Here is a 25,382-nt window from a genome sequence, read left to right as displayed (position 1 = left end):
AATATTTTCCGATTATGAAATCTAAAATATTAGCAATAAAAACGCTTTTTCTCTTCAGTCTGGTGCTGTCCCTAAGCCTCGGCTTGGGTGGCTGTTCCGACGACGACGAGGCGTTGCAGGTGGAATACGGCTATGCGCAATTTAAGCTGTTTAAAAGCGCATCCTACAAAAAGCTGGCGAGTACGGGGAGCAACGAACTGGATTACTTGGGCCAGGCCGAGAAAATGAAAATTGTAATGACCAACAACCAGGATGGCTCAGAGCTTATTCAAACTGTTGGCTTAAATCAGCTGGGCGATGATGCCGAACAGGGGCTGCGCAGCGAGAAGCTCAAACTGATGGCCGGGAGCTATACGGTTGTCGGTTTTTACCTCTATCAGATCGAAGGACAGGAATTGACCCTGGTGCTCTCGGGCGAACCAGAGGAACCAACGGTTATCGATGTTGTCGGCGGAGGGCTGTGTGTGAAAGATCTTCCGGTGAAGGTGGTATCGCGCGGAAAGCTGCAATTTTCGTTGAAGAAAAATTTTGTTGCCGACACCAAAAGCGCCGACAACGCCGACCGCTACCGTTTCGACGAAGTGGCTTATGCAACGCTTTATGTGCAGAATGAATTTACTATGGCAGAGGAAGTCTTTGAGATGGTTCCGTTTGAATATGCGGAGAAACTGAGCGAAGACGGTGTTTTGTATGCTGTGGCAACAAGCGACTCGATCTTTACGGTTCGTGCAGGTAGTTATAGCGTTGTCAGCTATGTTTTGTACGACAAAAGTAAGAAAATGGTGGATGGTGACCGTGTTCTGCTGGATGGCAGTTTTCAGATTGCCGATAATCAGCAAACATCGGTTGATGTGGCGGTTAACCTGTATCCTTCGGCAGCTTATATTCAGGACTATATCGCACTGCGCCGGATTTGGGAGGCGCTGGACGGCGAAAACTGGAGCTACGACGATATTGGCTACAGCAAGGGAACCAACTGGGATTTTAATAAAGATATTGACTTGTGGGGTCAACAGCCCGGCGTTAGTATCGACAGCAGAGGGCGGATTGTGAACCTGAACCTGGGCTCCTTTGGGCCGAAGGGACGTGTGCCCGACGAAATTGGCCAGCTCACCGAGCTGAAGATCCTGACCTTGGGAACCCACTCCGACCGCGTGGGGGGCAATATGCCTGAGCAATGGGACGAGGCCGGAACTGCTGCTCAAAAGCAAGCCTGGCGCGACGATTATTACAACCGTTTCATTAAAAAGGATGTACGGGCTAGTTTTTCGGAGCCTTTACAACTGGCCTTCGATCTGAAAGCCGAGGAAGACGGAAAAGCAGGCCTTGCATCGGCGAGTCCGCTGATTTCGCGTAAAGATGTGCAGCCGGGCGTTTTCACCAATGGCATTACGGGAATTTCCAGTGAGATTTCGAAACTCACCAAGTTGCAACAGCTGTTTATTGCCAACGGAAAGTTTGCCGACTTCGAAGAAGGGACCGATTTTTCACAAATGGAAGATCTGACCGATGTGGAATTCTACAATTGTCCCCTCATGGAAGCCTTGCCCGAAGCTTTGTTCACCATGCCGAATGTTGAGTTGCTTAACCTGGCCACTAACCCGCAGATCGAAGCTGCTGTTCTCGAACAGGGATTGGATCAGCTGGCACAATCAGCTACGGCTTCCAAATTGCAGATTCTTTATTTGGGCAATAACCGGTTGACCACCTTGCCCGAGAGTTTCCGAAACTTCAAAAAACTGGGTAAGCTGGACTGTAACAATAACCAGATCCGGACGATTCCGGCCTTCGGAAAGGACGTTAACCTGGTGCAGTTAACCATGGATTATAACCAAATTACGGAGATCCCCAATATTGATGGTTATTTCTGTGGCTACGATGATGTGGAGACTTTCTCCTTTGCTCATAATAAGCTGACGGTATTTCCCAATATCTTCGATGCCAAATCGGTCTACGGAATGTCGACTGTTGATTTCTCGTACAATCAGATTGCTGAGTTCGAAGGAGGTGATGATTTCCGCGGTATTCATGTGGGCACCTTGTCATTGGCCGGTAACCAACTGAAAACATTCCCCGCGATTTTCTTCCAGACCAACTCCATTATTGGCGCTTTGGGACTAAGCGGTAACGGCATGGAATCGTTCCCCGATGGATCGCTGAAAGGTGAATATACCTATTTTTTGGAGTCGCTTGATCTGTCGTACAATAAATTGACGGAGCTGCCCGTGGAGTTTCTCGCCTCAACATTGCCCTACTTGTATGGTCTTGATTTAAGTAATAACCGTTTTTCTTCGTTCCCTTACGGGCCGCTTAATATATCGCGTTTAACAGTTTATGCACTGAGGAATCAACGCGATGAAAACGGTAATCGCACCCTGCGCGAATGGCCGGTCGGCATCAGTACTTGTCCGAGCTTGAGAGCTTTTTATATGGGAGGTAACGACCTGCGGAAGATCGATGATACCATTTCGCCCAGCATCTACATTTTTGAGATTAAGGATAACCCCAACATTTCCATCGATATGTCGGATGTGTGTGCCTACATTGGAGCGGGATATTACATTTTGGTTTACGACCGCACACAGGATATTCGTGGTTGTGACTATCTGGATTTAGACTAAAGGCTTGGTAGTAATGAAAAATACATTGAATATGAAATTGTTATTTAAAATAGCTTGCTGCCTGTGTGTCGGGTTTTATCTGATTACGGCATGCAACGACGACAATGAACTTGCCGTGTCGGGCTTTTCGTTGGGAACCAAGGAAATAACCCTGGGAGCTACAGGTGGTGCCGAGACTGTTCGTGTGGCCTCGGCAACCCAATGGACCGCTAAGGCAGACCAACCGTGGGTGAAAGTGATACCTGCCAACGGGGTGGGCGAGATTGACTGCGAAATCGTGGTCGACACGACCTTAACCAATGAGCTGCGTAATGCCGTGGTTACTTTCATTCCCGAAAACCAGGGGCGCCAGGATTTGTTGGTGCACCAAACCGGTTACGGAAAAGTGATTGGCCTGAATGAGCCTACGCAGGAGATTGCCAATATGGGCAAGTACGGCGAACGCTTTTTTGACCTGTCGGTGACCACCAATGTGGCCTTTAAAGTGCTCATCCCCGAAGAGGCCCAAGAGTGGATCTCGCTGGATGAGGAACCCTCGCTTAGCTTCGACAAAGGAGCACGTCCGCAAACAACAAAGCTGCGTTTCAACTGGAAGATGAATACCACGCCCCAAGAGCGGATCGCTGCAATTGAATTTCTTCCGTTAAATGAGGACGATGTGCTCGAAGACGAGGCTGTGCTGACGGTAACCCAGCAGGCAGCGCCCGAAATTGAGGACAACCGCGCCGGTGACTCACTGGCCATGGTCATCATTAAGGAAAAACTGCAATCGATGATTAGCTGGGATATGAACGAAAAAATCGATTTCTGGAATGGCGTTACCCTGTGGGAGAAAACCGATGAAGGTGTACAACCCGAGTGGGTGGGGCGCGTCCGCGGACTCGATATTCGGCTGTTCAACACCAAGGAGAGTTTGCCCGACGAATTGGGAAAACTAACATATCTGGAGACGCTGGTACTTTACGGTAATTCCAACCGTCATCTGTTGCCCGAAACCTTGTACATGGGCACGGCCCTGGCCAATCTGGAACACCTGAAACATCTGACTATTTCGTCTTATGGGATAACAACGATTGACCCGTCAACCGAACTCACCAAACCCAAGGAAACCCTGGAGAGCTTAAACCTGAGGGGTAATAACTTCACTTCGCTGCCTTATGCTATCAGCAGCTACAATTTCCCGAAACTGACAAGTTTGAACCTGGGGGGTATGCGCCGATACGATACGCGTAAAGATCTTCGCGACGATGTGTGGCAAACCAGCTGGGGGATGCGCATCGATGCGTCAAGTTTAACCAGTTTGTTTCGTTGGGATGCGTTGAAACATCTCTCGCTTTCGTATGGTTACATTTACGGTGAACTGCCTGAGATGAAGGGGTGGAGTGCCCGCTATTATACGGCCGAGCAAATTGCAGCGAACGACACCCTGAATAGTGCCTCGCCCGAGAATAAGCAACGCCTGATGACGGAGATTCCCTGCGTGTTGCCAAACTTGGAAAGCCTGAACCTGAACCTGAACTTTTTAACGGGCAAGCTGCCGGACTGGTTGTTGTATCATCCGCGTCTGACACTTTTCGACCCGTATACGTTAGTTTTCACGCAGGAAAATGGTTATGACCGTCAGGGACAGGTGCCCGGCTTTACCAATGAGCCGGACGATTTGGATTATTACTACGAGTTTTACCCGGCTGCTAAACCTCAAATAACAGAATAGATGATGATGAAAAAAATATATTTGTTACCCTTGCTCGCTCTGGGCTTGTTTGTTGCATCGTGCAGCGACAACAGCATTGTTGCCGAACTCAACGATTCGGATGGCAAGTTGGCTCCGGTGATTGATGTGCCGGTAGGCGCCAAACAAGGCGAGCTTCTGATTAAATTTAAAGCATCAACCCTGGCGGCTACGGAGCCGGGGCAGCTGAAATCGGCCCGCATTAACCGGACTGCCCTGGGCTGCCTGGCGGTGGATACGGTGCTGACCCGCATTGGAACCAGCAAGCTCGAACGTGTGTTCCCGGTTGACCAGCGTACCGAGGCCCTGACACAGGAAACAGGCCTGAGCCAGTGGTATGTGGTCCGGTTCGACGAGAATACCGACCTGCAGCAGGTGGCCAATAGTTTTGCTGCCCGCGGCGAGGTTGAAAAAGTTCAGTATAGCCGTACCATTCAACGTTCGTACCAGCCCGGCATACGGGCAACCAGCCCCGGTGCCGCCACGCAGGCAGCGCTGGATGGAAGTAACAATACCACCGCTTTCTTTAACGACCCCGGTTTAGCTGCTCAATGGGGCTATGTGAACAAGGGCCGTTTGTTGCCCTATGGTACACTCAACAGTTTTGGTGAGCAAATTGTGCAGGCCGTTCAGGGCGTGGACGTGGGCTGTGAGCAAGCCTGGGAACTATGTACCGGCGACCCGTCGGTAATTGTTGCGGTCATGGATGAAGGGGTGATGTGGAACCACCCCGACCTGAAAGCCAATATGTGGGTGAATGAAGGGGAAGTGTACGGTTCGGACGAAGATGCCGATGGTAACGGTTACGCCGGCGACCGCTACGGTTATAACTTTGTGGACGATATCGGGATAATCAGCTTTAACGGAACCTACGACACCGGGCATGGAACCCACGTTGCCGGAACCATTGCCGCTGTAAACGGAAACGGGCTCGGCGTATCCGGTATTGCCGGGGGCGACGGAACAGCCAACAGCGGCGTGAAAATCATGTCCTGTCAGGTGTTTGCGGGCGCCGGTGGCGTGTCGATGTACGAAGAAGCGAAAGCCATTAAATATGCTGCCGACAACGGAGCGGTGGTGTTACAGTGTAGCTGGGGCTACAACTCGGGGCTGGCCAACATGTTGATGTATACGCCGGGATTTACCGAAGATGGCGATTGGGTAGACGGTGCTCCCCTTGAAAAAGAAGCGATGGACTATTTCATCCATAATGCCGGTTCGCCCAATGGGGTGATTGACGGTGGTATTGTGGTGTTTGCCGCCGGTAACGAGTATGCAGCGATGGCCGGATATCCGGGGGCTTATCCCGATTATATCTCGGTAGCTGCCGTTGCTGCCGATGGAACGCCGTCGAGCTATTCCAACTACGCAGCCGGGGTAAGAATTGCCGCACCGGGTGGCGACAGCGAGTATCATAAATGCGACGAAGGGAAAATCTATTCGACCATTCCGCCTTTGGATGGTGAATACTATGGTTTTATGGAAGGTACCTCCATGGCTTGCCCTCATGTGAGCGGCGTGGTTGCCCTGGGACTTTCGTACGCCTCCAAGTTGCAAAAGCATTTCCGTGCGGCCGACTTCCGTCAGCTGGTTCTGCAGTCGGTGTCCGATGCCTCGCTTGAGTCCTATTTTCAGGATACCAAGACCTATTACAGCAATTACGCGTACTACGGCTCGGTGTCGCCCATGCAGATGGAGCCGGCAAACTACGCGGGCGAAATGGGCAGCGGACTGATTAATGCCTACAAATTGCTGAAAGCTGTTGAAGGCGCCGGTGTGGAACTGCGCGTTCCCAACATGTTTGTATCGGTCAACGAGCAAACCACCATTAACTATGCGCGTTTCTTTGCCGATGGTAAAAACCTGACCTTTGACTGTACCATCGAAGATACTTCGGTTGCTACGATGAGTTCGTCGGATCAGCTCAACTTTACCCTCACCGGGCTAAAGAGTGGTTCGACCAAGGCAACGGTTACCGCCAGCAACGGAACAAGCCAGGAATTTTACATTACCGTCCGCAAAACCGACGGATGGCTTTAACAGCTTGATACACCCGCAAGCTTCGGTTTGCCCTACGCAAAAAGGCATACCCTTTGAGTGGAACCGGAGCCTGCGGGAATCAACTAAATACAAATCAGTAACCCGAAAGAAAATCGATGAATATGATGTTTAAACAATTGAGGATAATAGCCGTTTTAGCACTCTTCGCTGCCTTTACTGGCTGTAGCGACGACGATGAGCCGGTGGTTGAACCAACCTTGGAGGTCAACTACGCCAATGTGGCCGGTATCTGGCAGCTGAGCGAGTGGAATGGCGAGGCCATGGATGCCGATAGCCGGTATTTTTATATCCGTCTGAGCCGCAGCCAGGAAAATGGCAGCCGCTCGTACGAAATTTATACCAACCTGAACAGCTTTGTATCCGAGTATATCAGCGGAACTTACGAGCTGAACCTGGAAGAACCAAACTTCCCGTTAATCAGCGGTACCTACGATTATACGCTGAGCACCGACGATGAATGGGCGCATCAGTTTGTGGTATCCGAGCTGTACCAGGCCTCCATGAAATGGACTGCCGAGGATGACACCGACGAAGTGCGTGTGTATAAACGTTGCGACGAAATTCCGGCCGACATTGTGGACGGAGAACGACTCTAAAACCACGGGCTTCTGCCTGTGTTAACTAAAAAGATCATGCCGGGCGTTGGAAACAATCGCGCGGCATGACTTTTTTTTGCGTGAAGGGAAATGAACGCACGAGCCAACCCGCCGATCATCAAATGGCTTTGATGCTATTTGGGACGACAGGATATATGAAAAGCCAGTGTTCAATGATAAGTCGTGAGTCATGAGACATGAGTAGCGAGGTTCTTCTTTATCTTTGATTGTCAATGAGTCATTCGGTTGTTATTCTATAGATATATAAGTCCAATATTCAGAACATCCGGTGATTTTAACCGCGGAGAGCGCAGAGAAGACGCAGAGAAATACCCCGAAACTTGTTCCGAGTTCACCTTGGGAGGGGTAAATGTTTATAGAAAAGCCTCCTCCTGATCCCGTAATGCTGGGAAAAGCGCCCTGGTCGTGGAATAAAGAGTCATAAGAAGTCATTGGTTGTCAAATATTGTCATTTGTCGTTAGTCCATAAATTTTAACCACGGAAGACTCCTAAGGATAGCTCAAAGTCCGCAAAGCGTTTAAATTGGTTATTGGAAATTGAATATTGGTGATTCACCGTCAACAATAACTCGGAACTCAACGATTTAAAAATCAGTCCTGATACAGCCGAGGGTACAGTATGGTGAAAGCCGCGTAGCGGCGTCATCTTTGTAGCTCGGAACGCCCCCTCTCGATCCCGTAATGCTGGGAAAAGCGCCTTGGTAGGTTAGTCGGAAGACAACATTGATGGTCATTTGTCGTTAGTCCATAAATTTTAACTACGAAGAACCCCAAGGATAGCTCAAAGTCCGCAAAGCGTTTAAATTGGTTATTGGAAATTGAATATTGGATATTGGTGATTCAACGTCAACAATAACTCGGAACTCAACGATTTAAAAACCAGTCTTGATACAGCCGAGGGTACAGTATGGTGAAAGCCGCGTAGCGGCGTCATCTTTGTAGCTCGGAACGCCCCCTCTCGATCCTGCAATGCTGGGAAAAGCGCTGCGGTAGGTTAATCGGAAGACATTATTGATGGTCATTTGTCGTTAGTCCATAAGTCTATAAGTCCGAGAATCCGGTAATCCGTTCTGATAGCCGTTAAGGTCTTTACGAGTTCTTGAAAAACGGAAGAACAAAAAGGGTATAGATGGTACATCCGGCGCAAAAAGCGATAGCAAATTCCAATCCGGCGAAGAAAACAAGTACCCCGGCAACGACTTTCGAGGCTGTCAGCAAGCCCGCCATGTAGAGCAAACAAATGGCTAATGCCATCACAAAGCCCATTCGGGCGGCAAAAATCTTGGGGGCTTTGTCGATCGGTTTTTCCCGAAGGCGCAGAATCCTGGCGAGCCAGTAGGCCATACAGCTTAACAGGCTAAATCGGGCCTTGGTGAAGGCTCTCACGCCAAAATCGGCTAATACCAACAACAAAAAGGCGGAGCTTTCCATCGCAAAACCCGCGATGATCAGTAAAATCACTAAAAGTGCTGTGATGCGTGGTACTTGTTCGTTAATTCGATCTTTCGAAATGGGACAAAAAATGTTTTTCATGGGCTATCAATCTAATTAAGACAAAGATATCTAAAAATCTCAAACGAATAGCTTTTATCATGAATTGTAAACTTAAGCTTAACGGATTGCGCAAGAATCCCGCGAAAATTGCGTTCTTTAGGTATTGATCCAATCACACTTCACAACTTTCAAACATGAAACTAAAACAGGTTATTTTCTTACTGCTTTTTTTATTAGCGATTTTTCCGGCAGATGCGCAGGATTTGCAGGCCTTTATGAAGGAGCAGCCGCAGATTAAAAAGATTGAAAAAATTGATGGAAATCCCTTTTTCAAAGCTACCTATCAGCTGCTGGTTCGTCAACCGTTGAATGCACAGGATACGACGGATGGATTTTTCCTGCAGCGGGTATTTGTAGCCGAAAAGGCTCCCGACAAGCCTACGGTGCTGATAACCGAAGGTTATGCGGCCAACTACGCGGCGACTCCGGAATATATTAATGAGCTAAGTGAGATTTTGGATGGAAATCAGATTTGTGTGGAGCATCGTTATTTTGGACAATCGAAGCCGGAGCCGCTGAACTGGGAGGATCTGACGGTCGAAAACGCGGCGGCTGACCATCACCGGATTGTGGAGCTGTTTAAACCCTATTTTAGCGGGAAATGGTTGAATACCGGAATCAGTAAAGGCGGACAGACAGCTTTGGCTCACCGGACCATCTTCCCGGATGATGTTGACCTGACGGTGGCCTATGTGGCGCCGCTGAACTTTGGTGTTGAAGACGGTCGGCACGAGGCATTTATCCGCGCCTTGGGAAGCGACTCGTGCCAGCAGGCGATTCTTCAACTTCAACAGGAATTTCTGAAACGACGAAAGGCGATGACCGGTTATCTGAAGAATTATTGTCAAGAGAAGGGCTATCATAGCCGTATGAACTACGATGAGATGCTTGATTATCTGACACTGGAGTTTCCCTTTGCCTTCTGGCAGTGGGGCGCTTCCTGCTCTCAAATTCCCGATCCGGCGGTGGACGACTCCACGCTTTACTGCTATTTCACGAAAATAAGCGAGCCCGATTATTTTACCGACGAAGGTTCCAAAGCTTACCAGCCGTTTTTTTATCAGGCGGTTCGCGAGCTGGGCTATTACGGATACGATGCCGAACCCCTGACGGGCTTGATCTCTGTTGACTCAACCCAGGGCTATCTGGCGAAATATATGCTTCCGGAAGACTGCCAGGTGAGCTATCATCCGGAAACCTCCTTGTTGGTCGACTGGTTTCTGAAAAACCAGGCCCGGAATGTGATGCTTATTTATGGGCAGACAGACCCGTGGTCAGCAACCGCAGCCGAGCTGAATGACGATCCTTCGAACTGGAAGATTGTTGCTCCCGGGGGAAGCCATAGAACACGTATCCGTACATTGGATGAGGCCACCCAGCAGCGGGCTGTCGCGTTTATCCGAAAGATCATGCAATAGCAGCCGGAAGGGGATTTGGACCAGTGGAACCTTTTCTATAACATGCCTGTTCTGCCATACTTAAAGCAGGAAACGGACATTGGAAACAGAACTTTTTCCCATTTTTGCAGGTTGGAATGTTAAAAGGTGTTAATTTGGCACTGCGGCTAAACGAAAACTAAGATTGCGACATGAGCTCTAAACCTATCGAAAGACGAAGTTTTATCAAATTACTGGCTGCCGGAATGGCTACTGCAATGCTGCCCATTCGGTCGATGGCTGATCTGCCGCCTGTTGTTGGACAGGCGGCAGGCCCGGTGAAGTTTAAGCTGGGCAAGTCGGACTGGATCCTGCACAGCGACGGCACTTTCGACCTGATTGCGGGATCGATCAGGCTGCGTAATTGTCGGCCGACGATCGACGGACAGAGTATTTTTGTGCGTAACACGTTTATGGGCGATTCCCCCAAAGGCAAACGCATCATTTACGAGCTCGAAGGAAACAGCTTCGTGATGCTCGACCTGAAAATTAACAACGGCTCATTGTCGGTAGGAGCCGAGTTGAGCAGCATGTCGCGCGCTCCTTTTTACTTTTCGCCCCTGGGGCAGGCGCGTGTCGAAAATGTAGACCGTTTTTTTAAGCAGGGATTAGGGCAGGGCGGTCCATCGGGTATTTACACAATCCCCAAGTCGTCGGATGCCAACTGGGGAAATACCGCCGGCGAGCAAGCCTGGTCGTACGACTCGTATCTCACCACAGCGCTATTGTCGGCTCGTAATGAAACCCTGGCCATTAGTGCCTACGATCATTACGACTTCATTCAGCAGTGTACCGTTTACAACCGTCCGCACCGCAAAGGACTGTATGATCGTTATGCCGATAAGGAAAATGTCTTTTTCGATGCCGGGTTCGTTATGGAAAATGTGCCTTTGCAGAATGATTTTATCAAACTGCCTGAGATTTATCTTGTTCAGGGAAACAACCCTTTCGATACCTTGCAACATATTGCCTGGAACATTTCGGAGAATATGGTGGCCCGCAAGGATACCAAGACCAGCTATCACTGGAACTCGTGGTACGAGTATCAACATGATTTTTCGTTCGAGCAGTTGAAAGAGGTTTTGCTGGGGCTGGATGAGATCAAACCCAAGATTCCCTTGCAGACCATTCAGATTGATGATTGCTACTGTGTTTTGGGCGACTGGCTGGAGACCAATGAACGTTGGCCACGAACCATGGAGGATGCAGCCCGCGAGATCTTTCAGCGAGGCTATCGGGCGGGGATCTGGGTCGCACCTTTTGTGGTGGACAGCCGCAGCAAGATCTTTAAAAATCACCCCGATTGGTTAATCCGAAATTTCGATGATCAGCCCATCCGGCAAGATAACTTCAGGGAGGGCAGCTATTATGCCCTGGATGGTAGCCACCCTGATGTGCAAAAATATATCGCCCGTGTTTTTCGGGCCTTCCGGAAAATGGGTTTCACCTTTTACAAAACAGCATACCTGGGCTGGGGCTTGAAGGATAGTACCGACATAAAACGCTATAATCGCGATAAAACCTCTGTTCAGATTTTGGTTGATGTGATGAAAATCATCCGCGAAGAAATTGGTGCCGGCGCATACTGGATGGCCAGTAATTCGCCTTTTGCCCCCCTGATTGGATTTGTTGATGGCATGCGGATATCGGCCAATGTTGATGCCGACTGGACAGCCGCCGGAATTGGCAATATGTTTCAGGAATCGTACAATTGTCAGTACTTCAATAATGTGTATTGGCAAAACGACCCGGACACGATCTTCCTTCGCGACGAAAATAATGAGCTTACCGACACCGAGAAGCGCAGTATCGCCTTGTGGAACGGAATTCTGGGAGGAACGGTGAATACCTCGGACCGTTTTTCAACACTCACTGAAGAGCAGCTCGATCTATGGCGCTTTTTGCAGCCGCAGGATCGTCCGCAAAGTGCAGTGACACCACTGTGGAGTTACGATGAACAGGGGAAAGTGGCCGTACGAAGATATAAATCGGAAAGAGCCTGGGGGATACTCATTGTGAATGATACCGAGCAAAGGCTGAAAAAAAACTATAAGCTGGAGTATTTGACCGGAGAAGAGAACTGCTGGCTGTTTCGGTGGAACCAGTCGGATTGTATGCCCTTGGGCGAGCTGGACCAGATCGAGATTACATTGGATCCGCACGATTCGGTTTTACTCTATGCCAGCGAAAGCAATCACGAAGCCCCTTCCGACTTGTCGATTAGCGGTGTAATGCTGGAAAAATACCTGCGAAAACACAACCTGCTCGACTAATTATTGGCTGCCTCACAAGATCGAAAGCGTCTTGCGGGGCTTGTTGGTTGCCGGGTTCTTCGCCCTTTAAATTCAGATGGACTTCCTGAAATAAAAACTTAACACTATTTTAGACCTTCAAAATAAGAAAGAAGGAAATGGATCTTAGTCAGTTGAATGCTAATATCCCGGTTGACCTGTTAAATGCCTCGATGCAAAACAGTTTGATCAGCAACCTGGGAATTCAGATTGAAGCGGTTAGCGAAGGAGAAGTGGTGGCAACGATGCCGGTGTCGGAAAAAACCATGCGCCCCGGAGGAATATTACATGGTGGCGCCAACCTGGCTTTGGCCGAAACCATTGCCGGGCTGGGCAGTATCCTCTTAATTGACAGTGCGGAGTACGATGCCCGAGGCATCCAGGTATCAGCCAATCACGTGGGCGGCGCCAAGGAAGGGCAGGTCGTAGCAACGGCAAAAATCATTCACCGGGGAAAACAAACACACATTTGGAATGTTGACATAACCAGGCAGGACGGGAAGTTGATTTCTTCAGCCCGCGTAACCAATATGATTATTAAAAAGGATGACCAGGGGAGATAGTTATACGGTATTTTTCGATCAGCTTTTGCAGAAGAACCGCCCCTTTGCGGCTTGGTCGCTGCCTGGCGAAACAGCACCTGAAATATTGCTTGGTGAACCTTCCGACATTTTGTTTCTTGAAGATTTCGATCGGCTTAACGGACAGGAGGGCTTCGTTTTTGCCCCTTTCCGGATTGACGAAAATTCACCGCTTATTTTGATGAAGCCCGGCGTTTATCTGAAAGATGAAAAAGCTATCAAAGCGTTCGATATCGAAGCACTTCCGTCGTTGGAATGCAAAACTCCTGCTTCCCGCGATTTCTACATTATCGCCCAGGAAAACTACCTGAAAGATATTGATGAAACGGTTCGCGTTATTCAAAGCACCAAACTATCGAAGGTGATTGTTTCGCGCATTATTCCGGCCAAACGCGGAAACGAATCGATTGGTGAATTGTATATGCAATTGCGGCGGCAAACGCCCAATGCCATGGTTTACCTGGTTAATCTTCCGGGCGCCGGACTTTGGATGGGTGCCACTCCCGAGGTCCTTTTACAATCGAAAGGAAAAACGCTGGAAACCGTTTCGCTGGCCGGCACACAAAGCCGACGCGACGACTCGGATTACCGCTGGCACACCAAGGAAATTGAGGAGCAGGCCTTTGTTTCGCGCTACATGCTCGACGTTTTTTACAAGTTCAATATCCATCCTTACACCACGCAAGGCCCGGAAACACTGGAGAGCGGCAGGGTGGCCCACCTGAAAACCAGTTTCAATTTTTCGGCCAAAAAGGTGGAAGACAAATTGGGTGATTTTGTCGCACAGCTGCATCCCACACCGGCTGTTTGCGGATTGCCTAAGTCGAAGGCCCATCGTTTTATCTCAACCATCGAGAAGCATGATCGGCGATACTACTCCGGTTATCTCGGTCCCTGGCGCATGAACGATTGCATCAGATTATTTGTAAATTTGCGTTGCATGGAAATTACCGCCGACAACTACATGCTGTACTCGGGAGGCGGAATTACCGCGCGTTCCGTTCCGGCCGAGGAGTGGGACGAAACAACGAAAAAAGCAACAACGCTATTATCAGCCATTGAGGCTGTTCAGACCAATGATTTCAACAAAGAAACACATTCAGCAACTGGCCTCTTTACTGCTGGCCAAAGGAATTGACGATATCATCATCTCGCCCGGATCGCGCAACGGCCCGATGACACACACCTTTGCCGGATCGGGACTGTTTAATTGCCGCAACATTGTCGACGAGCGCAGTGCCGCCTATTTTGCGATGGGTTTGGCGCAGGCCAAGCAAAAGCCGGTTGCCATTGTTTGCAGCTCGGGCACCGCAACCTTGAACTATGCGCCTGCCATTGCTGAAGCATTTTACCTCAATATTCCGCTGATTGTGCTCACTGCCGATCGTCCGGATTACTGGATTGACCAGGCCGAAAGCCAATGCATCCAACAAAAGGGAGTTTATAAAAACTTTACTAAAAAGGAAATTAGCCTGCCTTTGGGCGAAAGCGAAAAGGAGCTCTGGTTTGCCGCCCGCGAAATTAACGCGTGCCTCAACCTGGCCGTTTCGGGAACTCCCGCACCTGTTCATATTAATGTTCCGTTGGAAGAGCCCTTGCACGATTTACTGGACACACCCCTTTCACCAGTAAAGGTGATTGAAGAGGAAGAAACCATTTCTGCGTTGAGCGCCACAACTATTGAAAAACTGGCAAGCAGTTTCAACCAAAGCCAAAAAGTGATGATCTTGACAGGTCAACAAGTGCCCAACCCGGGATTGGAAAACCTGCTGGCAGAGATCGTTGAAAAAACAGGAGCTGTTGTTCTGAAAGAACACTTGGCAAACCTGAATGACCCGCAGTTTTGCGGAAACATCGATACCATTATGGCGGCCATGTTGGAAGATGTACCGGAACATTTTCAACCGGATCTGCTGATTTCATTCGGAGGCCAATATGTATCGAAAGCATTGAAACAGTTTCTGCGCAAGAACAAAGCCAGCCAACACTGGCATTTGAGCTTGTCGAATGAGCATTTCGACACCTACCAATCGCTGACCAAAGTGATTGCCATGGATGCGGTTGATTTCTTCGAAGCCCTTCTACCCGAATTGCAAGAAAAAGGCAAAGACTATCTTCAACTTTGGAAGAAAAAGGAAGCGCAGGTAAACCAGCTGCGCGATCAATATATTTTGAGAACAGAATGGTCGGACCTGACCGTTTTTGAACAGATTCGAAATGCAATTCCCGAGAACTCGGTGGTTCATTTAGGAAACAGCTCCCCGGTTCGTTACGGGCTGATTTGCGAGGCTGTTCCAAACACGCAATATTTCAGCAATCGTGGCACAGCTGGCATCGACGGCCCAATGTCGACTGCTGTTGGATTTGCCCACGAGTCAGAAAAGCTGAATACGATTATTTTGGGCGACTTGTCCTTTTTCTACGACTCCAATGCCCTGTGGAACAATTACGTTGGAAATAACTTCCGCGTAATTGTGATCAACAACCGGGGTGGCAACATTTTTAGCCTGATCAAAGGGCCGGGCGAATCACCGGCATTCCGGGAACATTTTTTCACCGAGAACAAGTTCAAAGCAGAAGGCATCGCCAAAACATTCGGACTGGATTATTTCAAAGCGGAAAACACCGAAGAATTGGAAGATGCTCTGGCTGATTTCTATTCCTCTGAACAACAAGGCCCCGCTTTGCTCGAAATATTTACCGATGCGGAAGTCAATACGAAAACCTTCCGCGGATTATTCAAATTTGTCAAGGGATAAAAAAAAGTTGCCCTTACAGGGCGCAGCGCTGGCATTTGCCCATTGAGTTCCCGGGGTGTTGCCCCGGGCTGAATTAAACAGGGCTTTCAGCCCGGAAGAAACGAAAAAGGCAATAACTGGCTGCCTTTGCGTCCTGAGCGGACGGGTTACTTCAGCCCAATGCAGCGCGGAGAACTTGTTTTCTGCCCCAACGTCCCGAAGGGACAGCTTATTTCAGCCCAACGGCAACGCCTTGGGTTTACGTGACGAACAAATTTGCGAGATCACGCCCTGAAAGGGCAACTTAAAAATGAAATATGTCTCAGTCGCTATCTAAATTATACGTTCATTTGATTTTTCACATCAAAAGAGACGAGGTGAAAATTATGGAGGAAGATTGTAACGAACTGTACGCTTATGTCGGTGCAATTATCAAAGACAACGAATCCATTCCTCTAAGTATAAACGGAACTAACGATCACGTTCATATCCTTTGTATCATGTCAAAAAATATTGCTTTGGCAAAACTGGTCGAGGAAATCAAAAGGCACAGCAGCAGATGGATCAAAGAAAAAGGTTCCCATTATAAACAATTTGCCTGGCAAGGGGGCTACGCTGGTTTTTCGGTCAGTCAATCCGTTCACAACAAAACAAAAAAGTATATCGAAAATCAACGAGAGCATCACAAGACAATTTCCTTTAAAGAAGAACTGCTTGCATTTTTGAAAGAATATGGGATTGATTACGATGAACGTTATCTTTGGACAGACTAAGCTGCCCTTACAGGGCGCAGCGCTGGCAATTGTCCCATTGAGTTCCCGGGGTGTTGCCCCGGGCTGAATTAAGCAGGGCTTTCAGCCCGGAAGAAACGAAAAAGGCAATAACTGGCTGCCTTTGCGTCCTGAGCGGACGGATTACTTCAGTCTAATGCAGCGCGGAGAACTTGTTTTCTGCCCCAACGTCCCGAAGGGACAACTTATTTCAGCCCAACGGCAACGCCTTGGGTTTATGTGACGACCAAATTTGTGAGATCACGCCCTGAAAGGGCAACTTAAAAATATAACAATAAACACGATACAATGAGTACTAAAAGACAATGGGAAACCATTAAAGAATACGAAGATATTTTCTTCGACTATTACGATGGAATTGGTAAAATCACCATCAACCGCGAACAGGTGCGCAACGCTTTCCGCCCAACAACGGTGAACAACATCAGCGATGCGTTGCACATCTGCCGCGAGGACAATAACATCAATGTGATTGTACTGACCGGTGCCGGTGACAAAGCATTCTGCTCGGGTGGCGACCAAAACGTGAAAGGCACGGGCGGTTACATCGACGAAAACGGTATTCCCCGTCTGAACATCCTGGAAGTGCAGAAACAAATCCGCAGCATGCCGAAACCAGTGATTGCGATGGTGAACGGCTATGCCATTGGCGGCGGACACGTGTTGCACGTGGTTTGCGACATCAGTATCGCCAGCGAGAACGCCATCTTCGGACAAACCGGACCGAAAGTAGGTAGCTTCGATGCAGGTTTGGGATCATCGTACCTGGCCAGCGTGGTTGGACAAAAGAAAGCCCGCGAAATCTGGTTCATGTGCCGTCAATATAACGCAGCAGAAGCATTGGAAATGGGTTTGGTGAATAAAGTTGTTCCATTGGATCAGCTGGAAGACGAAGTGGTTGCCTGGGCTCAAAAAATGCAGGAACACAGTCCGTTGGCTTTGCGCATGCTGAAGCTCGGCATGAACGCCGATCTGGATGGTCAAATCGGTATCCAGGAGTTTGCCGGTAACGCAACCCTGCTGTACTACCTGACCGAAGAAGCACAGGAAGGAAAGCACGCATTCCTGGAAAAACGCAAGCCCGACTTCAAAAAATATCCGAAGTTCCCTTAATTTGGGTTAACCACAGAGAACACAGAGTTCCCGGAGATTGATTTCCTGCAATGAAACTTCTCTCACAACTTTGTGTTCTTGGCAATATCAATTCATAACCCCGGTATTCGGCTGTTTGCAATCAGCAACAAGAAACCGGCAACCAACAACAAGTATGGCAACACCCAAAAGTTGGATCAAAGCAGCACGGCTGCGCACTTTACCGCTGGCTTTGTCGGGCATTGTAATGGGCTCGGCGCTGGCTGCCTTTTACGGGGCTTTCAACCTCACCGTTTTCATTTTGGCCGTTGTGACGGCAACCCTGATTCAGATTTTCTCGAACTTTGCCAACGACTACGGCGATTTTCAAAAAGGAACCGACAATCACCAGCGGTTGGGACCAACGCGTACCATGCAGGGAGGAGAAATCACGCCGTCGGAAATGAAAAAAGGCATGATCGTCGTTGGCGGGCTAAGTTTCATTTTAGGTATTGCCCTGGTTTACGCCGGAACCTGGGCATTTTGCAAAATTGCCTTTTTCGGCTTCATCGGCTTGGGTATACTGGCACTACTGGCTGCCTATTTTTACACAGCCGGTAAAAAGTCGTACGGATACATTGGGCTGGGCGACCTGTCGGTGTTCCTGTTCTTTGGCCTGTTGCCTGTGATTGGCGTCTTCTTTTTGCACAGCAACTTTTTCGAAACAGCCATCATGCTTCCGGCCATCAGCATGGGATTTTTTAGTGCAGGGGTGTTAAACCTGAACAACATGCGCGACATCCAGAACGACCAACAGTCGGGAAAGATGACCATGGCTGTGAAAATGGGAAGCCGCAACAGCCGCATCTACCACATCGCCATCATTGCGTGGGGATGGATCGCGGCCATCGTCTTCACCCTGCACCAACAGGAATCGGCCTGGCAATGGTTATTCCTGCTGACTTTGCCGCTCTTCCTGATAGATTTGATCAAGATATACAACACCAAAGAGGATCGCTTACTCGATCCATTCCTGAAACGCCTGGCTTTGGGAACGCTGGCATTCACGCTGCTGTTCTCGCTCGGGTTAATCTTAGCTTACTAGATGATTGGTTACTTCAAGAAATACGAGCTCGAATTTAAACAGCCGGCAGGTACTTCGCGCGGGGTGTTGAAGACGCGAACGGTATGGTATCTCTATATCGAAGAGAACGGGAAAACCGGTTTGGGCGAATGTGCCCCGCTTCCCGGACTGAGCAAGGAAACACCCGAGCAAATTGACTACCTGATCGAAGATGTCTGCTCGGACCCGATGCACTTTTTCGAGAACGAGGAACTGCTGCTCGACTACCCGTCGCTTCGTTTTGCTTTGGAAACGGCTTTGCTCGACCTGCAAAACGGGGGACAACGCATTCTCTACCCCTCAGCTTTTACCGAAGGGAAAGCCGGAATTTCGATCAACGGACTGATCTGGATGGGCGAGGCCGAGAGTATGCAACAGCAGATTGAAGCCAAGCTGGCCGCTGGTTTCCGCTGCATCAAGCTAAAGATTGGTGCCCTGGATTTTGAGAAAGAGCTGCTTATGCTGCAATCCATCCGGGAACGCTTCAGCCCCGAACAAATTACGCTGCGGGTTGATGCCAACGGAGGTTTTAAGGTCGATGAGGCCTGGCAAAAGCTCGAACGGCTGGCAGAACTTCAACTACACTCGATTGAGCAACCGATTATTGCCGGACGCTGGGCCGACCTGGCCAAGCTGTGCGACGAAACGCCCCTGCCCATTGCGCTGGATGAAGAGCTGATCGGCCTCAACAAACGCGAAGACAAGGAACTGCTGCTGGATATGGTCCGCCCGCAATACCTGGTGTTGAAACCCAGTTTACACGGTGGCCTGGCGGGTTGCGACGAATGGATTGAGCTGGCCAGGGACCGAAATATTGGTTGGTGGATTACCTCGTACCTGGAATCAAATATCGGGCTGAACGCCATTGCACAGTGGACTTTTACGAAAAATGTGCACATGCATCAGGGCCTCGGAACCGGACAGCTGTTTACCAACAACATTGAGTCGCCGCTGGAAATCCGGGGCGAGCAGTTGTGGTTTGACCCTGCGAAGGGATTCGGACTGTAGCGGCCGGGAGCATGGGGAGAAGAGCATGGCGATGGGACCTGAGAAATGACATCAGATAGTCGCAGTGTTCAGTCGCAGTCGCAGAAAACGAACTTGAAACTCGAAACCTGGAACTCAAAACTCGAAACTCATAACTTGAAACTCTTTCCCACACATATCACCCTCAACAATCGGCCAACAAGGGTTGACGAGCTGATCGCCGGTCGCGAAAACGCCACTGGCTGGGAGCGCGACTGGCTCGACTTTCTGGCCGAATGGTACGACGCCCGGGATTATATCGAGGTGAAGACTTCGGGCAGCACGGGCGAGCCCAAAAACATCCTGCTGAAAAAAGATTTTGTGGCGGCCAGCGCGCTGCGCACCATTCGCTTTTTCAACTTAAAAGCGGGCGATCGTGTGCTGCATTGCCTGCCTGCGCGCTACATTGCCGGGAAGCTGATGATTGTGAGGGCGTTGATCGGGCAACTGGATTTGCATCTGGTGGACCCCGCCACCGACTTCGAGGTCCTTCAATCCGGCCTTCACTTTAAATTTGCCGCGATGGTCATCAACCAGGTCTCCAAAATTTTGGAGTTTGGAATTTGGAATTTGAAATTTGACCGGCGGAATCTGGACTTTCTGCTCCTTGGCGGCTCTGCCATCCCGGTTTCGCTGGAAGAAAAGCTGCAGCAAGTTCAAACCACCTGCTATTCGAGCTATGCCATGACCGAAACGGCCACCCACATTGCCCTGCGCCAGTTGAACGGCCCCGGGAAAGACGGCTGGTATCACGGCCTCGACGGGATCAGCGTGAAATTGAATGAGAACGGATGTGTCCGCATTGAAATGCCCGGGCTGGAAAACGGCTTCCTGCAAACCAACGATCTGGGCGAACTGAAGGATGAACGCACCTTCCGGATCCTCGGGCGGGCCGACAACCGCATCATCTCGGGCGGCCTGAAGTTTTCGCCCGAAGAGCTGGAGGGGAAGCTGGAAAGCGCCATCGACCTTCCTTTTTACATTTCCTCGAAACCCGACGAACGCCTGGGCGCCCGCCTGGTACTGGTTGTTGAGGGAACCGAAAGCGCCGGACTGATTTCCCAACTGCGCGAAAGCTGCAACGAGCGCCTCAGCCGCTACGAACAGCCCGGCGAAATTATTTTCACCCCGGCCCTTCCCCGCACCGGCAATGGCAAAATCAAACGTTTGCCGCCCGACCAACTGTGAACCGGCCATTTTTTTCGGTTGCCTCGATTTTGTGTCGGTTGGATCAATGTTGAAGGCAAAGTTGACCATGTTGAGCTCTGGTGGACCTTTCGTGAGTGCAGAACGACCTTCCGTGAGCACGGGTGGAGCCTCCGTAAGTTCTGATGGGGCTTCGTTGAGCTCTGGTGGAGCCTCCGTAAGTTCTGGTGGGGCTTCGTTGAGCTCTGGTGGAGCCTCCGTAAGTTCCGGTGGGGCTTTGTTGAGCTCTGGTGGAGCCTCCGTAAGTTCCGGTGGGGCATCGTTGAGCTCTGTTGGAACCTCCGTGAGTCCGGGTGGAGCTTCCGTGAGTTCTAGTGGGGCTTCGTTGAGCTCTGGTCGACCTTCCGTGAGCTCTGGTGGACCCTCCGTAAATACGAAACCGCCGTTCCGGATTGTTAATGAATGGGGCGGCCTTCGTTTAGTCGGATATTTTTCTTCTTCTGTAAAAATAATGAAAGCCGCTCGCAACCTTTTCGCAATACGACCATCTATCGGTCATAACATTCAACTTAAAAACGATAAAAAAGCTATGAAGAAAATTTTTGCAAAAGGATTGATCCTGGCCATGTTTGCCGGTTTGACAGCTTGTAACGACGACGACCCGACTCCGTACGGAGTGGGAGAAGCTTATGTGATTTCGAAACTGGAGGCACCGGCCACCGAAGGAGAAGATGCGACTGTGGTTTACGCATTGCATCTGGAGGCTGTTGGTCAATATGAGGTACCTACCTCTGTAACGGTAAGCGGTCCGGGAGGGGCGACTTATACCTTAAGCAGCGAGTCGGGTTACTTCTCCAATAATGAAGTGTACACCACCAGCCTGCCTGCCGAGGGTAGTTATACGTTTAACTATACGTTTGCTTCGGGCTTATCAACGACTTCGGTTGATGCTTTGAGCGACGAAGTGTTGGATCCTGCCATCATCACGAGCGTGGTTGTTTCGGATGATGAAGTAGAGCTGAGTTGGGAGGAAGTGGAAGATGCGGACGCCATTGTGGTGTCGTTGCGGAACCCGGAAGGCGAGATCATTTTTAGCTCAACAACTAACGCCGGTTATTTAGTTGGAAATAAAACCGACTATACCATTTCAACCCAACAAGGTTCGTGGGCTGAAGCGCCGGCCGAGGGAACAACCTATACCTTGGAGATCACGGGCTTGCTAAGTGGCAGCGCAAGTTACTACCAAGCAATTTCAATAGCTGAGGATCACATTGTTTGGGGACAGACAACTCCTGCTGAGTAAGGATCATGAACTCATTCTGTTCGTAGGAACGATAGAACAACAAAAGGGTTAAAAGCAGGCGGCGATTCCAGAGGTGGGGTCGCCGCTTTATTTTTTCTGAAAGTCTTACCACCCAGAGGCGCTAAGTTGCAAAGCCAATACTTGGTTTTGATGAGAGGTGGAGCGACAACCCGACAACTTCTGACAACAGGCTATCAGAAAGTCATTTCAGAACCGAACCATTTCCATTTCGACTTTTGATCAAAAAAGGAACTTTGTCCTACCGGACGGGTTTTCATTTTTGTAGTGACACAAAAACGAAACAAAAAATTGCAGAAAGCACTACGCTCAGCAAAAATCAAGCAAGCTTGTTTTGCATTCACTTAAACGTGCTTTTCATGGCTGATTTTTATCTGCAACCTCCATCTGCCGAAAAGCTAAGTTCAGCCGGGTGATCTCCGTCTCGCGACGGAGCTTCCCGGTTTCTCTAAGCTTTTCGTTTGATTCCGGTCTTGATAAAAATAGGCCACTCGGTTCCAACTCTTCCTCATTAATCAAACCACCTCCTTGCTCGGTGATGCTGTTTTGGACAACAACTTGATAACTTTTTGAAAACACGACAACCCGACAACTTTTGAAAACAACGACAACAGTATAGTTGAAAGAATCCTAAACTTTCATTCCTGTTGGTGATTCCCGGGAATCATGAATGTTTTTCGTGAAAGTCTACCACGCAAAGACACTAAGGTGGAATGCCAATAACTTGTTTTGATGAGAGGTGGAGCGACAACTTCTGACAACCACGACAACCGGATAACCAGGCCAACCGGCTATCCGAAAACTCTTGCTTTTCATCGCTGTTGGCTATTCCTGCGGACTCCTGCTGCTTTTTCCGGTTGCAGTAATTTCGCAAAATCAGCGATGTTTGATTCCGCGCTGTTGCAATTCAATTTATTGATTATCTTTGCGGCGTTTTTAAATCATTCATTTTTAAATAAATGGCGCATAAATCAGGTTTTGTCAATATTATCGGAAACCCCAATGTCGGGAAATCAACGATCATGAACGCTTTGGTGGGCGAGCGTTTGTCGATCATTACCAAAAAGATGCAAACAACCCGCCACCGGATTAAAGGGATTGTCAATGGTGAAGATTTCCAGATTGTTTACTCGGATACCCCCGGGATTCTGAAGCCCAATTACAAGTTGCAGGAATCGATGATGGGCTTTGTGAATACCGCTCTGATTGATGCCGATGTGATTCTGTATGTCACCGATGTGGTGGAAAAAGCCGATAAAAATGAGGAGTACCTGGAGAAAATCCGCAAGTCGAATGCGCCGGTTATTGTCTTGATTAATAAGATCGACCTGTCGACACAGGAGAAGGTGATGGAGCTGCATAACTATTGGCGCGATTTGTTGCCGGCAGCGGATATCTATGTGATCTCGGCAACCGAAAAATTTAACATTGCACCCATTTTCGACCGGATTTTGGAACTGCTGCCCGACGGACCACCGTATTTCCCGAAAGACGAGCTGACCGACCGCAATGAGCGTTTCTTTGTCACCGAAATTATTCGCGAGAAGATTTTGCTGAACTACCAAAAGGAAGTTCCCTACTCGGTTGAGGTGGAAGTGGAAGAATTTAAAGAACAAGATAAGATTATCAACCTGCGTAGCGTGATTCACGTGGCACGCGACAGCCAAAAAGGGATCATTATCGGGCACCAGGGCAAGGCACTGAAGAAAGTGGCCAGCCAGGCACGCATGGATCTGGAAGAGTTTTTTCAGAAGAAAATATTTATGGAGTTGTACGTAAAAGTGAGCAAAGACTGGCGCGATAAAGATGGTCAGCTGGGCCGCTTTGGATACGATTTTCAGTAACGCAATTTGAGCCATGAGTCGCCAGCAGAAAGTCAAGACTTGGCACTCATGACGCACGACTAAAAAAAGAGGAGGGTGAAAACCCGGAACATATAACAAAGAAAGCAATGAGCAATATTGTAGCAATAGTAGGTAGACCCAATGTTGGTAAGTCAACCTTTTTCAACCGTTTGGTTGAATCCCGTCAGGCCATCGTTAACGAGACTGCCGGAGTAACGCGCGACCGGAACTACGGAAAGTCACTGTGGAATGGCGTCGAATTTTCGGTGATCGACACCGGAGGTTATGTGGTGAACTCGGACGACGTTTTTGAAGACGAAATCCGCAAGCAGGTGCGATTGGCCATGGACGAGGCCGATGTGATCATCTTTGCGGTTGATGTTGAAAGCGGTATTACCGACCTCGATATCGCGGTGGGCAATATTCTGCGACGGGTTGATAAGCCTGTTTTCCTGGTGGTGAATAAAGTCGACAATGTGCAGCGTCACATGGAAATACACGAGTTTTACGCACTGGGACTGGGCGAAAAGCTATACCCTATTTCGGGGATGAATGGTAGCGGAACCGGCGACTTGCTGGATGACGTTGTTGCTGCTTTCCCGAAAAAGGAAAAAGAAGAGGTAATTGAAGAAGGTATTCCGCGCTTTGCCGTTGTTGGTCGCCCCAACGTTGGAAAATCATCTTTCATCAATGCGCTGACCGGTGAGGATCGGAACATTGTGACCGATATTGCCGGAACAACCCGCGATGCCATCAACACGCGCTATAACAAATACGGGCACGACTTTTACCTGGTTGATACAGCCGGTTTGCGCAAAAAAGCCAGGGTGAAGGAAGATGTTGAGTTTTACTCGGTGCTTCGCTCTGTGCGCGCCATCGAAGAAGCCGATGTATGCCTGGTGATGATTGATGCAACCCGCGGCATGGAAGCCCAGGATGTGAATATTTTCAACCTGGCCATTCGAAATAAAAAAGGAGTGGTGCTGCTGGTCAATAAATGGGACCTGATGGAGAAGGATAACTCGTCGGTGAATAAATTCACGGAAATGATTCACGAGCGTATTGCTCCCTTCACCGATGTGCCTATCATCTTCATGTCGGCCATGACCAAGCAACGTATTTTTAAAGCCCTGGAAACAGCCGTTGAGGTTTATCAGAATAAGTCTCAAAAGGTAAAAACCTCTACCTTGAATGAGGTGCTGTTGGCGGCCATCGAAAAATACCCGCCACCATCCATCAAAGGGAAATACATTAAAATTAAATACGTAACGCAGTTGCCAAGTCCAACGCCTTCGTTTGCCTTGTTTGCCAACCTGCCTCAGTATATTAAAGATCCGTATCGTCGTTATATTGAAAACCAGATCCGCGATCAATTTAATTTTACCGGTGTGCCCATTCAGATTTTCTTCCGGAAGAAGTAAACCCAATC

Annotated in this window: 18 protein-coding genes; 17 read left to right on the top strand and 1 reads right to left on the bottom strand. The window is 49.2% G+C overall.

Annotated features, from left to right (window positions below; genetic code table 11):
* The first annotated feature begins 14 nt into the window (after positions 1–14).
* From C8N47_RS00340 to C8N47_RS00325, 4 genes are all read left to right on the top strand, one after another.
* Positions 15–2,621, top strand: a complete 2,607-nt coding sequence (locus C8N47_RS00340; RefSeq protein WP_107820528.1) for a leucine-rich repeat domain-containing protein — start codon at positions 15–17, stop codon at positions 2,619–2,621.
* A 31-nt stretch (positions 2,622–2,652) separates the two neighbouring features.
* Positions 2,653–4,335, top strand: a complete 1,683-nt coding sequence (locus C8N47_RS00335) for a BACON domain-containing protein (RefSeq protein WP_107820799.1) — start codon at positions 2,653–2,655, stop codon at positions 4,333–4,335.
* Positions 4,336–4,341: 6 nt separating this feature from the next.
* Complete coding sequence (locus tag C8N47_RS00330; protein WP_107820798.1) at positions 4,342–6,393, top strand: S8 family serine peptidase; 2,052 nt, start codon at positions 4,342–4,344, stop codon at positions 6,391–6,393.
* A 122-nt stretch (positions 6,394–6,515) separates the two neighbouring features.
* Positions 6,516–7,010 carry a hypothetical protein gene (locus C8N47_RS00325; protein ID WP_107820797.1) on the top strand — a complete coding sequence of 165 codons (495 nt, stop codon included), beginning with the start codon at positions 6,516–6,518 and terminating at the stop codon, positions 7,008–7,010.
* A gap of 1,110 nt (positions 7,011–8,120) precedes the next feature.
* Here C8N47_RS00325 and C8N47_RS00320 read toward each other — a convergent pair.
* Entirely contained in the window at positions 8,121–8,564 is a 444-nt protein-coding gene (locus tag C8N47_RS00320) for a DUF4395 domain-containing protein (RefSeq protein ID WP_107820527.1), read from the bottom strand.
* A gap of 155 nt (positions 8,565–8,719) precedes the next feature.
* Between C8N47_RS00320 and C8N47_RS00315 the strand changes: the two genes are divergently transcribed.
* From C8N47_RS00315 to der, 13 genes are all read left to right on the top strand, one after another.
* Positions 8,720–10,003 carry a S28 family serine protease gene (locus C8N47_RS00315; protein ID WP_107820526.1) on the top strand — a complete coding sequence of 428 codons (1,284 nt, stop codon included), beginning with the start codon at positions 8,720–8,722 and terminating at the stop codon, positions 10,001–10,003.
* Between the two features lie 170 nt (positions 10,004–10,173).
* Positions 10,174–12,294 (top strand): glycoside hydrolase family 36 protein, encoded by a 2,121-nt coding sequence (locus tag C8N47_RS00310; RefSeq protein WP_107820525.1) that lies wholly within the window; start codon positions 10,174–10,176, stop codon positions 12,292–12,294.
* A gap of 137 nt (positions 12,295–12,431) precedes the next feature.
* The gene (locus C8N47_RS00305; protein WP_107820524.1) at positions 12,432–12,875 is read left to right on the top strand and encodes a PaaI family thioesterase; all 444 of its coding nucleotides are present in this window, start codon (positions 12,432–12,434) and stop codon (positions 12,873–12,875) included.
* Positions 12,859–14,031 (top strand): chorismate-binding protein, encoded by a 1,173-nt coding sequence (locus tag C8N47_RS00300; RefSeq protein ID WP_107820523.1) that lies wholly within the window; start codon positions 12,859–12,861, stop codon positions 14,029–14,031. Before C8N47_RS00305 ends, C8N47_RS00300 begins: the two co-directional genes overlap by 17 nt.
* The gene (gene menD, locus C8N47_RS00295) at positions 13,970–15,652 is read left to right on the top strand and encodes a 2-succinyl-5-enolpyruvyl-6-hydroxy-3-cyclohexene-1-carboxylic-acid synthase (protein ID WP_107820522.1); all 1,683 of its coding nucleotides are present in this window, start codon (positions 13,970–13,972) and stop codon (positions 15,650–15,652) included. The genes C8N47_RS00300 and menD overlap by 62 nt, the downstream gene beginning before the upstream one ends.
* A gap of 296 nt (positions 15,653–15,948) precedes the next feature.
* Entirely contained in the window at positions 15,949–16,404 is a 456-nt protein-coding gene (locus tag C8N47_RS00290) for a transposase (protein ID WP_107820521.1), read from the top strand.
* A 306-nt stretch (positions 16,405–16,710) separates the two neighbouring features.
* Positions 16,711–17,535: a 1,4-dihydroxy-2-naphthoyl-CoA synthase gene (menB, locus tag C8N47_RS00285; RefSeq protein ID WP_107820520.1), complete on the top strand. Its 825-nt coding sequence runs from the start codon at positions 16,711–16,713 to the stop codon at positions 17,533–17,535.
* 154 nt (positions 17,536–17,689) lie between these two features.
* The gene (locus C8N47_RS00280) at positions 17,690–18,598 is read left to right on the top strand and encodes a 1,4-dihydroxy-2-naphthoate polyprenyltransferase (protein WP_107820519.1); all 909 of its coding nucleotides are present in this window, start codon (positions 17,690–17,692) and stop codon (positions 18,596–18,598) included.
* Entirely contained in the window at positions 18,599–19,624 is a 1,026-nt protein-coding gene (menC, locus tag C8N47_RS00275; RefSeq protein WP_107820518.1) for an o-succinylbenzoate synthase, read from the top strand. It abuts the gene before it with no gap.
* 135 nt (positions 19,625–19,759) lie between these two features.
* On the top strand, positions 19,760–20,830 hold the full coding sequence (locus tag C8N47_RS00270; RefSeq protein ID WP_170111240.1) for an AMP-binding protein: 1,071 nt from the start codon (positions 19,760–19,762) through the stop codon (positions 20,828–20,830).
* Positions 20,831–21,377: 547 nt separating this feature from the next.
* Positions 21,378–22,091 carry a hypothetical protein gene (locus C8N47_RS00265; protein WP_146161393.1) on the top strand — a complete coding sequence of 238 codons (714 nt, stop codon included), beginning with the start codon at positions 21,378–21,380 and terminating at the stop codon, positions 22,089–22,091.
* Positions 22,092–23,068: 977 nt separating this feature from the next.
* Complete coding sequence (gene era, locus C8N47_RS00255; RefSeq protein ID WP_107820514.1) at positions 23,069–23,953, top strand: GTPase Era; 885 nt, start codon at positions 23,069–23,071, stop codon at positions 23,951–23,953.
* A 107-nt stretch (positions 23,954–24,060) separates the two neighbouring features.
* Positions 24,061–25,374, top strand: coding sequence for a ribosome biogenesis GTPase Der (gene der, locus C8N47_RS00250; protein WP_107820513.1), 1,314 nt, complete (start codon positions 24,061–24,063; stop codon positions 25,372–25,374).
* Positions 25,375–25,382 lie beyond the last annotated feature (8 nt).

Source organism: Mangrovibacterium marinum (genome assembly GCF_003046625.1).
Classification (GTDB): Bacteria; Bacteroidota; Bacteroidia; order Bacteroidales; family Prolixibacteraceae; genus Mangrovibacterium; species Mangrovibacterium marinum.
This window is presented reverse-complemented; position numbering and strand designations above follow the sequence as displayed.